Raw genomic sequence first — 14,141 nt, 5'->3', positions numbered from 1 at the left:
TTCGAGGCAGGCGGCCGTAAGGGCGTTCATCGGATTGCCGCCCGAACATATAGACAATCTGATGCTGAAGCGCATCCGCGCAAATTGGATGAGCTGGCGTGGCAGGGCCGTTGACCCTATGGTGCGCGAAGCGCTGGCACGATTGTTGCTCGATGCGAATCTCCCTGCCGGTCCCCGCCATCGGCGGTTACTGGACCCGTGCCAACGATGTGCAGATCGACATCGTGGGAGCGGACCGCGCACCGATCGCAACGGTTTGACGTCGCGTCAGCAGCGGCGTGCGGATCTGACGGTGAAGATCCTCGAAGATGGACGACCACCTCGGCTATGCCAAGCACGATCCGGCTGGCCGTGATGGCGGCAACTCGCGAAACGGTTGTGTGCACTGCCGAGTGGCGAGCTGGCCAGTCGCCGAGACGAAGCGCAGCGGGGTCAGAGACCGTTGCGATCGAGGCGCTCGATGAGGGCGTGTTTGCGGGCGTGCGTTTGCCGCAGGGCCATGGATCGCTCGGTGAACATGGCATCGCGGTTCTCACGTTCGGCCAATGCCTGTAAATCGAGCAGCAGCGTGACGGCGGCATCGTATTCGGATGGTTTCCGGGTGGCGACCATCGCCTCGACGCGCGACCATGCGAGTTCTTGTGTGTCGGCAAGCTTGTCGAGTCGTCGTTCCCGGGCAACGGTACGAGCGTGTTCGGCTCGTTCTTCTGCTTCGGCGCGTTTCTCGGCCGCTCGGCGCTCGTGCTCGGCTCGTCGCCGGGCCGCGTTGTCGAGCAGGTCGGCCACCGTCCGGCGGGCATGGGTGGGGATGGCCGCAGTTGCGTCGCCGCGGAAGCGGCGCAGCAACTCCATCCGCACCCATGTGGCCTCCCCTTGCACAACCCGAGCCAGCAGCGTGTCTTTCTCGACGGCCGTCAGGTGGGTCAGCCAGGCGGGGAGGTCCGCGAGATCGTCGCTGGACTGCTCGAGCGGCGCCGAGGCTTGTGCGGCGACCGCGAGGAGGTCGGCGTCGAGGCGCAGGAAATCGGCCAGCGCACGTTGGGACGCGGTGAGGGAGCCAAGCCCAGGCGGCACCGGTGGTTCGAGATCGTCGTCGGCATCTCGGTCGAACAGGTCTTCCTCGCGTTCCCAGGCGCCGTAGGCGGCCAGCCAGGCGAGGTATAGCGGTCGGAGGTCGCCGGCAGCGAGTTCAGCGCGAACCCCGACGATCGCCGATAGCAATGCCGCTGGATCATAGTCGAAATCGAATTCACCCGCTTCGTCCTCACTGACGAATTCGAGCACGACGAACTCGTCCGTGGCCCAGGCGTCGACCCCGTCGTCGACGCAGTTGCCTTCGACGACACCGGGATCGAGGAGATCGCGCGGCAGCCGGAACATCACCCGGTGGGTGCCCCAGTTGGCGACATACAGGTGTGCATCGTAGACATGCTCCATGAGCCGTCTGGGGGAACCTTTGAAGTTGCCCCAGTGATACTCGTTGACGAAGCTGGTGGCCGTGATCCTCGCCCTGGTCGACAGCGATCGGGCTGCTGCCTGCTCGTCATCGTCGAGTGGCCGGTCGACCGCAAGGAATTCGTAGTACTGATACTCGCTCACTATCCATCCACTCCGTCGGAACGGACAAAGGGCTTCGCCCGGAAGGACGAGTCGTCACCCAGGTGGAAGAACAGGTGAATGAACTCGACACCTGGCCGGCCATCCCGCTGGGCAGGGCGGCTGTCCAGCCAGCCGCGGACAGCGATGAAACCGAACTGGCCGGTCCCGTCTCGGCCGAATTCGATGAAACCCGGCTCTACCAAGTCGATGTCGTTCCGATCCCAGCTGCTCACCGCCGCGATCCGCCACCGCCCGGTCATCCCTGCTGCAGCCTTCGGAACGCCTCTCGCCATAAGGCGACAGGGTAGCCGTCGACTACCCTTGCGGTCTCCCCTGAGAATCCCGTGTGGCTATTCCGCGCCGACGCAGTGCCGTCAGGACGGTGGTGTGGTTGACGTCGAGGTGCTTACCGACGCGTGCGAGTGACCAGCCGAGCTTGTAGAGGTGGATGGCGGTATCGACCTGGTCGGGCACAGGCCGCGACGGCGCATCGGTACCTCGTGTCGGTGGAGGATGTTGCTGACCGTGCGTCGTTCGATACCGAATCGGGCGGCCAGTTCGTACACGGTTGCTCCGGTCTGGTAGCCGGTGATCAGCTCCGCGACTCGGTCGGTGTCGAGTTGCCGTGCCCGCTGTGGTTTGGGTCGTTCCACGGGGGCGGTGCTGGTGTTGTCGTGTCGGGTAGCTTCTGGATCAGGTTTTCCAGGGTTTCAGCCTGCGTTTCAGCGCTTCTACCTGCGATTTCAGGGTTGTAGTAGGGTCCCCCAAGGTCCACAGAAACAACAGGTCAGGCTCAGTTTTTAACCGGGCCCGACCTGTTTTATTTGGCCCGACCCCACGGAAACCCCACGGTTTGCATTCTGCTTTGTATCGGATGGGCCGGTGGTTGTGGTGATCCTGGGCATCCGAAAGTGCACAGCCGAGTTTCGGTGCGCCCGGTATGCGACATTTCCGGATGTATCCCGAATCCGGGTGTAGCCCGAAAGATTGGTGATGCTCGATACGGCCGGCGAACAGTGGTGTCGGTTAAAGGCGTGTCGCGGTGTGGACGAGGTCGGCAACGGCTTTGGATCTGCTGTGTGGTGGCCAAGCGATGACGGTCGTGACGGCCGGCGCGTCTGACACGGGCACGACGGCATGATCGTCGCGTAGCTGGGTTCGCAGCGACTCGGGCACGACCGCGCAGGCCAGTCCGAGCGCGATCAGTTGGAATAGTTGGGTATGGTCGCGCACCTGCGGGCCGGGGCCGTCCGGATAGCTGCCGTCCCGTCCAGGCCAGCGCGGCAGGGGCATCGTCAGGGTGTTGACCTCGGCCAACGGCACATGCGCCCGGTTGGCGAGGGGATGTCCCGCAGGCAGGACCACGACCTGCTGTTCGGTGTGCAGATCCTCGGTGTCGAATCCGGCTGTCGTGTCGTAAGGCCTGTGGAGCAGAGCAACGTCGGCACGCCCGTTGCGCAGCAGACTTTCCGGCTCGCCTGGCCCGCACAGCATCACCTCGACTGCCACGGCGCCCGGTTCGGCGGCGTAGGCGTGCAGCAGCTTCGACAACAGTTCGCTGGACGCTCCGGCCTTGGTGGCCAGCACCACACCGGGCTGATCGGCCGCGGCACGGCGGGTTCGCCGCTCGGCGGCTTCGACCGCGTCGAGCGCGGTCCGGGCCTCCCGCAGCAGCACCGCCCCGGCCTCGGTCAAGGCGATGGCGCGAGCGGTGCGGTGCAGCAGAACGACTCCGAGCCGCCGTTCGAGCTGCTGGATGGCTCGCGATAGTGGTGGTTGCGCGATCGCGAGCCGTTGTGCCGCCCGCCCGAAGTGCAACTCCTCGGCGACGGCGACGAAGTATCGCATCTCCCGCGTCTCCACCAGGTCATGCTATCCGGCGATGACCACGACCAATACCCGTGCGGTATCGCCGCCCACCCGATCGGTCTTGGACGCTGCACCCGGAGCCGCAGCAGGATCGGCGGTGTGAGTGAACAGACGATTGCGCTGGTGACCGGCGCGAACAAGGGAATCGGATACGAGATCGCCGCTGGCCTGGGCGCGCTCGGCTGGCGAATCGGTGTGGGCGCGCGCGATCGGCAACGCCGCGACACCGCGGTGGAGAAACTGCGCGCGGCCGGGACCGATGCGTTCGGCGTGCCGCTCGACGTGACCGACGACGCAAGTGTGGCCGCGGCGGCCGAATTGATCGCCGACCATGCCGGAGGGCTCGATGTTCTGGTCAACAACGCCGCGATCACCGGCGGTATGCCGCAGACACCGGCCACGGTCGATCCCGCGACCGTGCGAGCTGTCGTGGAAACCAACGTGATCGGGGTCATCCGGGTCACCAACGCGATGCTGCCGATGCTGCGCGCCTCGGCCTCACCGCGGATCGTCAACATGTCCAGCAGCGTCGGCTCGCTCGCCCTGCAAGCCACACCCGGCATCGACATGGGCCAGGTTCCCGCCGCCTACTTGTCCTCGAAGACCTTCCTCAACGCCCTCACTATCCAATACGTCAAGGAACTGGGTGATACCAACATCCTGGTCAACTCCGGCTGTCCCGGTTTCACCGCCACCGACCTCAACGGCTTTCGCGGCGTCCGTACACCGCAACAGGGTGCGGCCATCGCGATTCACCTCGCGACCCTGCCCGACGACGGACCGACCGGCGGATTCTTCGACGACGCCGGAACGGTGCCCTGGTGACGGGCACACCGGTGCCCACCATTCCCGTTCTCGAAGTCGGCCGCGCGTCGTGCATCGGAGGAGAAACAAGACAATGACAAAGGCAGTCAGATAGATCGGCACAGTCATTCGACTGATTCGGCACCCGCCGTCGGCTCGTACATTCGTTGTCATGCCGACGGACACCACACGAACACAATCGAGGCTGGCGCACAGCCTGGCCGCCGGGCGGGACCGGGCTTTCGTTGGCAGGCGCGCGGAACTCGAGTGGTTCGCCGGGGCACTCGAGGGGGCAGTCCAAGAGGACGATTTCGTCCGATCCGCGGTCGCGGCGACGACACTGCCGCGGTAGCAGGTCTGCCGCCAGCCGATTATCAGACCGGCGGGCCCAGCGCGACTTCACGCACTCATGGAGTGACTACAAGGTCTTCCCGGTCGTGGGCGGAGTCGCAAACCCGCAGGAAGTACGCTGGCCTGAGCGACAGCCGGATTCGGGTCTCTTCGGCAGCTTGCCGGGGAAGTAGGAGGTGTGCGGGGTGGGCGCGGCAGCGCGATCTGGGAACCAGCGGGTGCGTGGTTGGGTGAGGAAGACCGGTGCTGTCATTGCCATAGCTGTGCTGGTGTCGTGGATCGGTATGGCGGTGGCTACTGCCACGCCGACGCATGCGCCGGTATTGCGGACGCCTGCAGGTGGTTACCAGGAGCTTTTGGTGCCGTCGAGCATGGGGCCGATCAAGGTCCAGGTCCAATGGGCGGCTCGTGGTGGGAGCGCGGCCGTCTACGTCCTCGATGGTCTGCGTGCGCCGGGTGATCACAATCAGTGGACGAGCGATACCGACGCGCTGCGCCAATTCGCAAGCGACAACGTCACGTTGGTGTTCCCGGTCGGTGGTCGGTCGAGCTTCTACACCGACTGGTACCGGCCGAGTAGTACCAATCGTCAGGCGACGACGTACAAATGGGAGACCTTCCTCACCAAGGAGCTGCCCGCCTTCCTGGCAGGGTACGGCGTCTCGCGAACCAACAACGCTATTGTCGGGGCGTCTATGGGAGGCAACGCCGCCCTGACGCTGGCGGGCCACCATCGCGACCAGTTCAAGTTCGCCGGATCCTTTTCGGGATTCGTGCACCCGACTTTTCCGCTCTGGAACGAAGCGATGCGCGCTGCCATGTGGGACGAGGGCAACTTCAATGTGGACGACATGTGGGGTACGGCCGGTGATCCCGCCTGGAATCGAAACGACGCCACTGTGCAGGCCGAATTGTTGCGCGGACTGCCTATATACGTCTCGACGGGTAATGGCGCGCCCGGTCCGCTCGACGCGCCGAACGGGGTCGGCAACACGGTCAACGCGATGAGCCTGGAGGCGATGACGCAGGCTGCCGCCCAGATGTTCCGTGATCGAGTCGCGGCGCTGGGAATCGCCGCTCGCATCGACTTCGTCAACGGGACGCACACGTGGCCCTACTGGCAGCAAGCGCTGGCTACGGCTCGTCCGATGATCCTCGACGCACTCCGCGCACGCTGACACAGCTGCCGGTAACCAGGGCAAGACCCACAGCGGGGATCACCGGGAAACGCGCGCGAGGCCCGGAGCCGGGCCGTGCCCGCCCATCAGCACTCCTCATTCAGCGTTCCGGGAGGGTTGATCGGCCGGACGCGGCACCTCCGGTTCGGCGGTGTCAGGTGCCGGTGCGGACCGGTCCGTATCCGGGGTCGCGCGCAGTGTGGCCGGCGGCAGATACTCGACAACGCAGCGGCGCGTCCACCAAGCTCTGGTGCGGCGGCGCTCATCCCGCGTGGTGAAGCGGTAGACGTAGAGCAGGATCCGCACGTACGTCGGCGGTCGCTCAGGGAAGGGGCTCCTCGCCAGCAGGCGCAACAGGGCGGTGTCGCCTTGCAGCAGTTTGACCACCATCGTCAGGAGCCAGGCTTCCGTGTACGGCGGTGACATCGCCGCGAACCACATCAGCCAGTCCAGCCGCAGGTGATAGGGGGCCACCTGCCGCGGGCGGCGGGTGAGGGTCCCGGGCTTGGCTTTGAATTCGTACGCCTTCCAGGTCGCGCCCGGCCCGGGCTGGTCGTCGGTGCCTTCGATGACCAGCTCGAGCCGCGTGCGGGTGATGTGCCCGAACAAGCCGTAGGTGTTGCCCAGATACAGCCGGTTGAAGGCGGCGTTCATCACTTGGTTGCGTGAGGCCATATTGCGGACCGGCGCCCAGCTGAGCACCACCATGGCCACCGTCAGGATCGACACCATGATCGTGAACCACAGCGGGCCGTCCGGCGCCGGCGTCGGCTCGATCGGTACCAGCGCGGCGAGGAACCGGCCGTCGAGCGCCAGCGTGGCCAGTGCGATCGTGAGCAGGTTCAGCCACGCGAAGTTCCCGCTGACCACCAGCCACAGCTGCGTCACGATGATGATCCCGGCGGAGACCGACGCGATCGGCTGGGGACACAGCAGCCCGAACGGCACGATCAGCTGCGCGACATGGTTCCCCAGTACCTCGAGGCGATGGATCGGCTTGGGCAGATGGTGGAAGTACCAGCTGAACCGGTTCGGGATCGGCTGGGTCTGGTGGTGGTAGTAGAGCGCGGTGCGATCCCGCCACGCCGGATCGTTGCGGATCTTGATCAGGCCCGCTCCCACCTCGAGCCGTACCAGCACCCAGCGCAGCAGGAACACCGCCGCGATCGGTGGGGCCGTGTCCGCGTTCCCGAGGAAGATCGCCAGAAAGCCTGCCTCCAACAGCAGCATTTCCCAGACGAAGCCGTAGAACGCCTGCCCGGCATTGACGAACGACAGATACAGCACCCACAGCGCTGCCCATATCGCCATGGCCACCGGCAGCGGCACCATGTCGACCACACCGAGCACGACCGCGCCGGACAGCACCACACCCAGCGCGGCCAGCGCGGTGGCCATCCGGTCGGAGTAGTGGAGATGGAAGAGACTCGGCGCCCGCCGGAACCCCGCCGCCCGCAGATACCGGGGCGCGGGCAGCAAGCCTCGCTCGCCGCACAGTGCCCGGAATTGGGCCGAGGTCGACAGAAACGCGATGAGATACACCAGGCCCAGCAGCCGCTCGAAGATCAGCCGGGCCAGGACATAACCGGAATCGTAGAACTCGAACATCGCTGGTCGCCCACGCTCGATACGAAGGTCCGTGTATCAGGAAAACGCTCGCAGCGGCCGTATTCTTTCCGGCAATACCCGTCGTCCCCGCCGGTGCACCCGAACATCGCGTGATGAAAGCCCTGATCAGTCTCAGCCCGCCACCGCGGTTTCATGTTCCAGCACTTCGCTCGCCGCCCGCTCGCCCGAGCGGATGGCTCCGTCGATCCAACCGCACATGACCGCGGAGCTTTCGGTTCCGGCCCAATGGATCCGGCCGCAAGGCTGGCGGAGGGCGTGGCCGAACTGGGTGAGCACACCGGTCGGTGCGTGGCTGAGCATCCCGCCACCGGAGTAGCGCTCGGCGCTCCAGTTGTGCTCGATGTAGTCGATGGGGGATCTCGCCTTTTCGCTGAATCGATCGCCGAGTTCGCCGAGTATCGTCTTCTTTCGTTCGATCTCGTCGAGTTGTCCGACCTGTCGCGCGATGGGTCCCTCGATGATGACGCACAGAACTCCGGGTCGCCCGGTGTCCGTGCAGGCGTCGATGGTGACGGTCGCGGGTGACTCTGGCGCGACCGACTGGCCCGACAACCCGTCGTTGCGCCAGAACGGTTCGTCGTACACGACGGAAGTCTTGATGATCGAGCCGCTCGGCATGCGCTGGTGGAGGAACGAGCGATCTACCGGCAACATGGGTTCGTAGCGGATCTGGCCCGCGACGGCCAACGGAACGGCCACGATCGCCCGACGTGCGCGCACGCTCGAGTGATCGGTACGAACCGTCACCCCGTCGAGGTCCTGCTCGATGAGCCGGACCGGCTGGGAGAGGCGGATCGACTCGCCGATCTCGGCGGCCATGGGCCGGTAGATGGCGCCCATGCCGCCGACCGGCCGGGCGTCCTGTGCGCCGTCCTTGACGCCGAGGACGAAGCCCGGCCCGCCACCGGATGCCATCTGGTAGAGCACGAAGAGCATCGACACTTCGGAGGCGGCCGAGGTGTAGCAGCCGGCGATTGCGGTCTCCAGGAGGTCGTGGGCGGGTTTGGACAGGACGTTGCCATCCAGCCAATGCGCCAGACTGACCTGATCCCACTTGCCTGCCTTCTTCGCGGCCCACGGGGCTTCCAGCGGGACCGACTTGCACAGGTGCCCCAGCTCGAGCAGAACCGCGCCGAGGTTCATCGCCGCCCACGGGCTCATGGTCCACGGAATAGTGCCCGTATAGCGGTGCTGCTTGCCGTCCACCACCATCATGGCCTCACCGTCGGTGTACTGCTGGTAACTCGGTACCCCGAACTCGTTCATCAAGGCGTGGATCCGGTCCTGTCCCGGCCCGATCCAGGCGCCGCCGCGATCGATCCAGGACCCGTCCGGACGCACTTCGGTGAACGTCCGCCCGCCGAGCCGGTCGCGCGCTTCCAGCACGGCCACCGATCGGCCGGTCTGTTTCAGCCGCAGCGCGGCCGCCAATCCCGCGAATCCGGCACCGATTACGCAATAGTCGACATCTGTCATGAAAGCCGCCCTCGGGTTGGAGTTCCGCGCGGCGCCGCTCCGCGGTCGTCGCGCGATCGCCGCACCCCGAGCCAACGGGTGCGATCAGCCTTCGATCAGGCATGCGAGCCGAATATTCCGGCAATTCTATAGCAAATTTCGTGGTCGGGCCGGTCCGGTGACCAGACCCGTCGTTTTCGGTACGCACGCTGCGCACGCTGCCTAGGCTCACTGGTCTTGTTGTTCGACCGCATGGAGTTTCTTCGATGACGATGCCTCCGTCCCCAACGCACAGCTCATCCGGCCGCGCACCGCACGGTTCACCGATCGATACCGACGGTCCGCGGATTCCGCTGTACGCGCCGGAGTTCGCGGCGGATCCGCAACGCGCCTATCGCGAGATGCGCGAACGGTACGGGTCGTTGGTGCCCATCGAGTTGGCGCCGGGCGTGCCTGCGACATTGGTGATCGGGTATTACACCGCGGTGCGGATCTTCAACGACCCGGACCATTTTCCGGCCGATCCGCGCACCTGGCAGCAGAGCGTTCTGGCCGACTGCCCGGTGCTGCCGCTCATGCAGTGGCGGCCGAACGCGCGGCGTAACGACGGCGCGGCGCACGCCCGTTACCGGAAGGCCAATGCCGCGGGTCTGGACCAAGTCGACCGGTACAAACTGCACGACACCGTGGCGCAACTCGCCATCCCGCTGATCAACTCGTTCTGTGCGGACGGGTCCGCGGACCTGGTGCGCCAGTATGCCTTTCCGCTCTCGTTCGCGGTGCTGAACGCCTTGCTCGGCTGCCCGGCCGAGATCGCGCAGCGCGCCGCGAGCGGTATGGCCGCAATCTTCGAGGGCATCGACGCGGAGCGTGGGAACAAGCTGCTGATGGCTGCGTTGGCGGAGTTGATCGAACACAAGAAAGCCGAACCCGGCGATGACGTGACGACTCGAATGCTGCAACATCCGGCTGACCTCACCGATGTGGAAATGGCCAATCAGGTGGGCACGCTGTACGGCGCTGGCATCGAACCGCAGCAGAATCTGATCGCCAACACCCTGCGGCTGATCCTGACCGACGAGCGGTTCGGTGCCAGTGTGCTCGGCGGGAGCCTCTCGACCAGGGACGCTCTCGACGAGGTGTTGTTCAACGACCCGCCGATGGCGAACTTCTGTTTCAGCTTCCCGAAGCAGCCGATCCTGATCGAGGACTTCTGGCTGCCCGCCCACCAGCCGGTCGTGATCAGCATGTCCGCCTGTAATACCGATCCGGCGATCAGGACGGACCACTACGCGGGCAATCGCGCCCATCTGGCTTTCGGTGGCGGGCCACACGTGTGTCCGGCCCGTTCGCTGGCTTACCTGATCGCGCAGGACGCCATCGACCAGCTGCTCGACGCCTTACCTGAGATCCGCCTCGCGGTGTCGCCTGGTGAGCTGACCTGGCGGCCTGGCCCGTTCCACCGCGCGTTGACCGCTCTGCCGGTCGTGTTCGAGCCGTCACCTCCGCTGCCCGTGGCGTGACGGCGGGGTTTCAATGACTCCAACTTGAAAGTTAGGGCAGGCGAACATTATGATCTCAGTGTATGAAGGCTCGGCGTTTGCTTGCTCTGCCCCCGCGCCGGTTGGTCGCTGCGGCCACCGTGGGCGCCCTGGCATTGGTCCTCACCGCCTGCGGGGCAAGTGAGGCCGGGCGACATGATCGACCGGTGGTGCTCACCACGTTCACCGTGCTCGCCGATATCGCGCGGAATGTGGCCGGCGACCACCTGACCGTCGAGTCGATCACCAAGGCGGGCGCGGAGATCCACGGCTACGAGCCGACTCCCGGCGATATCAAGAAGGCCTCGAAGGCCGATCTGATCCTGGACAACGGCCTGAACCTGGAGGCGTGGTTCGCCCAGTTCGTCGCCGATGTGCGCGTGCCGCACGCCGTGGTCAGCGACGGCGTCGCGCCGATCGGCATCAGCGAGGACGCCTACCAGGGCAAACCGAACCCGCACGCGTGGATGTCGCCGCAGAACGCGCAGATCTACGTCGACAACATGGTGCGCGCCTTCGAAGAGCTCGCCCCGCAGCACGCGGCCGATTTCCGTGCCAACGGCGAGCGGTACAAGACCGAACTGCGCAAGGTACAAGACGAACTCGTCGGCACCCTGAGCGTGCTGTCACCGAACGAGCGCGCCTTGGTGACGTGTGAGGGCGCGTTCTCCTACCTGGCCCGCGACGCAGGCCTCACCGAGAAGTACATCTGGGCGGTCAACGCCGAGCAGCAGGCCACGCCCCAGCAGATCGCCTCGGCGATCGACTTCGTCCGGCAGCGCCGGGTGCCTGCCGTGTTCTGCGAGTCCACCGTGTCGGACGCGCCGATGCGGCGGGTGGTCGAGGCCACCGGCGCCGGGTTCGGGGGCGTGCTGTACGTCGATTCGCTGTCGGAGGCCGACGGCCCGGTTCCGACCTACTTGGCGCTGATCCGCCACGACGCGCAGACGATCGGTTCCGCCCTGACGGGACGCAGGCCATGAGTGAGCGAAGCGAGCGAACCATCGACACAGCCGCCCTGGCGGTCATGCCGGAGCCGAGCCTCAGCGCGGCGCAGGCATGCACGCCGGCGATCGAGGTGCGGGGCGTCACCGTCCGCTACGGTGACGTGCTGGCGCTCGACGGGGTCGACCTTGCCCTGGATTCCGGCCGGGTCTGCGGTCTGATCGGCATGAACGGTTCCGGCAAGTCGACGTTGTTCAAGTCCATCATGGGCTTGGTCCAGCCCGATCGCGGAAGCGTGCGAATCAACGGCGGCGCGCCGGTGGCGGCGCGGCGGGCGGGCGTCCTCGGCTATGTGCCGCAGAGCGAGGATGTCGACTGGAGCTTCCCGCTCTCGGTGCGCGACGTGGTCATGACCGGTCGATACGGCCGCTTGGGGTTCACCCGCCGCGCTCGGAAGGCCGACCGCGAGGCCGTCGCAGATGCGCTGGAACGCGTGGAGTTGACCGACCTCGCCGACCGGCAGATCGGCCAGCTGTCCGGCGGGCAGAAGAAGCGCGCGTTCGTGGCGCGCGGCTTGGCGCAGGGTGCGACCGTCCTGCTGCTCGACGAGCCGTTCGCCGGGGTCGACAAACGTTCGGAGGCCACGATCACCACGCTGCTGCGTGGGCTGGCCGCCGATGGCGCCACGATCCTGGTGTCGACGCATGACCTGAACGCCTTGCCCGGCCTCGCCGACGAGGCGGTGCTGCTGATGCGCACGGTGCTCGCACACGGCGATCCCGATTCGGTACTGCGGCCGGAGAACCTGGCGAGGGCGTTCGGACTGGATGTGATGGACCGGGTGTGAACCCGGCTGAGTGCGAGACAGGCCAATGAATCCGACCGAATTCTTCATCGACCCACTGCGTTACGAGTTCATGGTGCGCGCGCTGGCGACCACCGTGACGGCGGCGGTGGTGTGCGCGGTGCTGTCCTGCTGGCTGGTCCTCATCGGGTGGTCGTTGATGGGGGACGCGGTTTCCCACGCGGTGCTGCCCGGTGTGGTGCTGGCCTACATCCTCGGGCTGCCCTTCGCGGTGGGCGCGATCGTGTTCGGGTTCCTGGCGGTGGCGCTGATCGGGGTGGTTCGCGACACCAGCCGGATCAAAGAGGACGCCGCCATCGGCATCGTCTTCACCACGCTGTTCGCGTTCGGGCTGGTGCTGGTGTCGGTGACGCCCAGCCAGACCGACCTCAACCACATCGTGTTCGGCAACCTGCTGGGCGTCAGCCGCGCGGAGCTGATCCAAGTCGTGCTGCTCGCGGCGATCACCCTCGCCGCGCTGATCCTCAAACGCCGCGATTTCACGCTGTATGCCTTCGATCCCACGCACGCGCACGCCATCGGTCTCAGTCCCCGGCTGCTCGGCACCGCCCTGCTCGGCCTCCTGGCCTTGACGGCTGTCGTCGCCCTCCAGGCGGTCGGCGTTGTCCTGGTGGTCGCCATGCTCATCATCCCGGGAGCGACCGCCTACCTGCTCACCGACCGTTTCGGCCGGATGCTGATCATCGCCCCGACCGTCTCGGTGGCCTGTGCCGTGACAGGCTTGTACGTGAGCTACCACCTCGATACCGCGCCGGGCGGCATGGTCGTCGTCGTCCAGGGCCTCGCCTTCACGGCCGCGTATTTGTTCGCGCCTCGGCAGGGTGTGATCACGCGGCGCATTTCGGCGGCACGCCGGCAGAGAAGCGCGGCTTTGGCGGGCGCGGGAGACTGAGGCGGGTTCGTCCGCGCTCGCTCACGGAAGCTGGCGTTCGAAGACTGCCGCGATGCCTTGACCACCGCCGACACACAGCGTTTCCAGCCCGTAGCGCGCTTCGCGCGGTGCATTTCGCGCAGCAGGGTGGTCAGGATGCGGGCGCCCGTGGCGCCGACCGGGTGGCCGAGGGCGATGGCGGAGCCGTTGGGGTTGAGCCTCGGATCGTCCGGGGCGATGTCCCAGTGCCGGAGGACGGTGAGGACTTGGGCGGCGACGGCGCGCTGGTGCGACTGCATCGCGAGGGCGTCCTGGTCGGTGCGGCTGATCGAGAATTCCGCGCGCAGGTTCTCCGCGGTCTCGATCATGCCGCCAGGGACCAGGTAGTTGTGTCCGCCCGCGGTGACTCTGGCCCGAGCGAGGCGGTCGCGCAGTTCGACGCCGTCGCCCCGGACGCCCCAGCGCATCTCGGTCGCGTAGAACTCGGTCTGGCTCATCGATTCCACGCCGCCCGCCAGAATGAGCTCGCCAGCTCCGGTGCTCACCTGCATACATGCCTGGATGACTGCCTGGAGCCCGGAACCGCAGCGCCGATCCACCTGCATGCCCGGGACCTCGACCCCGAGACCGGCGTCCAGTGCCGCTACCCGTCCGATGGCCGGAGCCTCGCCGCCCGGGGCGGCTTGGCCGAGAATCACATCGAATCGATCTGTCCGCGATCGATTCCGGTGCGGGATAGCAGCTCGGTGATGACCGTCGCGCCCAGCTCCTGCGGCGCAACGTCTTTCAGCGATCCACCGAATCGGCCGACGGGCGTGCGTAGCGGTTCGCAAATGACGGCTTCTGGCACGGAAAAGTCCTTTCGGTCGGGGGAACGCGGTACCGCCCGAGTTGTTCGGCGATGATCGTGCGTATCACAACACCGGTGCTGTTCAGCCGGTTGCCGGCGTGGAGCCGGGGACCGGATACCGACCGTCGGGGGGGGCCGGGGGGGGGGGGGGGCAGCCAGGGGGGGGGGTGATAGAAAAACGAAC

Annotated in this window: 12 protein-coding genes and 1 pseudogene; 7 read left to right on the top strand and 6 right to left on the bottom strand. The window is 66.3% G+C overall.

Annotation, left to right across the window (positions count from 1 at the left end):
- Positions 1–432: 432 nt before the first annotated feature.
- The 3 genes from AB0M45_RS08500 to AB0M45_RS08490 form a co-directional block, all read right to left on the bottom strand.
- Positions 433–1,599 (bottom strand): hypothetical protein, encoded by a 1,167-nt coding sequence (locus tag AB0M45_RS08500; RefSeq protein ID WP_364324382.1) that lies wholly within the window; start codon positions 1,597–1,599, stop codon positions 433–435.
- The gene (locus AB0M45_RS08495; protein ID WP_364324379.1) at positions 1,599–1,859 is read right to left on the bottom strand and encodes a hypothetical protein; all 261 of its coding nucleotides are present in this window, start codon (positions 1,857–1,859) and stop codon (positions 1,599–1,601) included. The genes AB0M45_RS08500 and AB0M45_RS08495 overlap by 1 nt, the downstream gene beginning before the upstream one ends.
- Positions 1,860–2,625: 766 nt before the next feature.
- A complete protein-coding gene (locus AB0M45_RS08490; RefSeq protein ID WP_364324376.1) occupies positions 2,626–3,462 on the bottom strand; it encodes a LysR family transcriptional regulator in 837 nt (278 codons plus the stop codon).
- Between the two features lie 105 nt (positions 3,463–3,567).
- Here AB0M45_RS08490 and AB0M45_RS08485 point away from each other — a divergent pair, with 105 nt between their 5' ends.
- The 3 genes from AB0M45_RS08485 (at position 3,568) to AB0M45_RS08475 (ending at position 5,801) form a co-directional block, all read left to right on the top strand.
- Complete coding sequence (locus AB0M45_RS08485; RefSeq protein ID WP_364324373.1) at positions 3,568–4,293, top strand: SDR family oxidoreductase; 726 nt, start codon at positions 3,568–3,570, stop codon at positions 4,291–4,293.
- A 151-nt stretch (positions 4,294–4,444) separates the two neighbouring features.
- Positions 4,445–4,624 carry a hypothetical protein gene (locus AB0M45_RS08480; RefSeq protein WP_364324370.1) on the top strand — a complete coding sequence of 60 codons (180 nt, stop codon included), beginning with the start codon at positions 4,445–4,447 and terminating at the stop codon, positions 4,622–4,624.
- A 283-nt stretch (positions 4,625–4,907) separates the two neighbouring features.
- Positions 4,908–5,801, top strand: a complete 894-nt coding sequence (locus AB0M45_RS08475) for an alpha/beta hydrolase family protein (protein WP_364324878.1) — start codon at positions 4,908–4,910, stop codon at positions 5,799–5,801.
- A gap of 96 nt (positions 5,802–5,897) precedes the next feature.
- Here the strand turns inward: AB0M45_RS08475 and AB0M45_RS08470 are convergent, their stop codons facing one another.
- A complete protein-coding gene (locus AB0M45_RS08470) occupies positions 5,898–7,409 on the bottom strand; it encodes a lipase maturation factor family protein (protein ID WP_364324367.1) in 1,512 nt (503 codons plus the stop codon).
- Positions 7,410–7,541: 132 nt separating this feature from the next.
- The gene (locus AB0M45_RS08465; protein ID WP_364324364.1) at positions 7,542–8,906 is read right to left on the bottom strand and encodes an FAD-dependent oxidoreductase; all 1,365 of its coding nucleotides are present in this window, start codon (positions 8,904–8,906) and stop codon (positions 7,542–7,544) included.
- Between the two features lie 245 nt (positions 8,907–9,151).
- On the opposite strand from AB0M45_RS08465, the gene AB0M45_RS08460 reads away from it, so the two are divergent.
- From AB0M45_RS08460 to AB0M45_RS08445, 4 genes are all read left to right on the top strand, one after another.
- Complete coding sequence (locus AB0M45_RS08460; RefSeq protein WP_364324361.1) at positions 9,152–10,408, top strand: cytochrome P450; 1,257 nt, start codon at positions 9,152–9,154, stop codon at positions 10,406–10,408.
- A 62-nt stretch (positions 10,409–10,470) separates the two neighbouring features.
- Positions 10,471–11,409 (top strand): metal ABC transporter substrate-binding protein, encoded by a 939-nt coding sequence (locus AB0M45_RS08455; protein WP_364324358.1) that lies wholly within the window; start codon positions 10,471–10,473, stop codon positions 11,407–11,409.
- 44 nt (positions 11,410–11,453) lie between these two features.
- Positions 11,454–12,218, top strand: coding sequence for a metal ABC transporter ATP-binding protein (locus AB0M45_RS08450; RefSeq protein WP_364324876.1), 765 nt, complete (start codon positions 11,454–11,456; stop codon positions 12,216–12,218).
- Between the two features lie 25 nt (positions 12,219–12,243).
- Positions 12,244–13,128 (top strand): metal ABC transporter permease, encoded by an 885-nt coding sequence (locus tag AB0M45_RS08445; protein ID WP_364324355.1) that lies wholly within the window; start codon positions 12,244–12,246, stop codon positions 13,126–13,128.
- 21 nt (positions 13,129–13,149) lie between these two features.
- On the opposite strand, the pseudogene AB0M45_RS08440 reads toward AB0M45_RS08445, so the two are convergent.
- Positions 13,150–13,957: pseudogene (locus tag AB0M45_RS08440) on the bottom strand (beta-ketoacyl synthase N-terminal-like domain-containing protein).
- Positions 13,958–14,141 lie beyond the last annotated feature (184 nt).

Source organism: Nocardia sp. NPDC051787 (assembly GCF_040681325.1).
Taxonomy (GTDB): Bacteria; Actinomycetota; Actinomycetes; order Mycobacteriales; family Mycobacteriaceae; genus Nocardia.
Note: the sequence above shows the minus strand (reverse complement) of the source record. Positions and strands in the feature narration are given on the sequence as shown.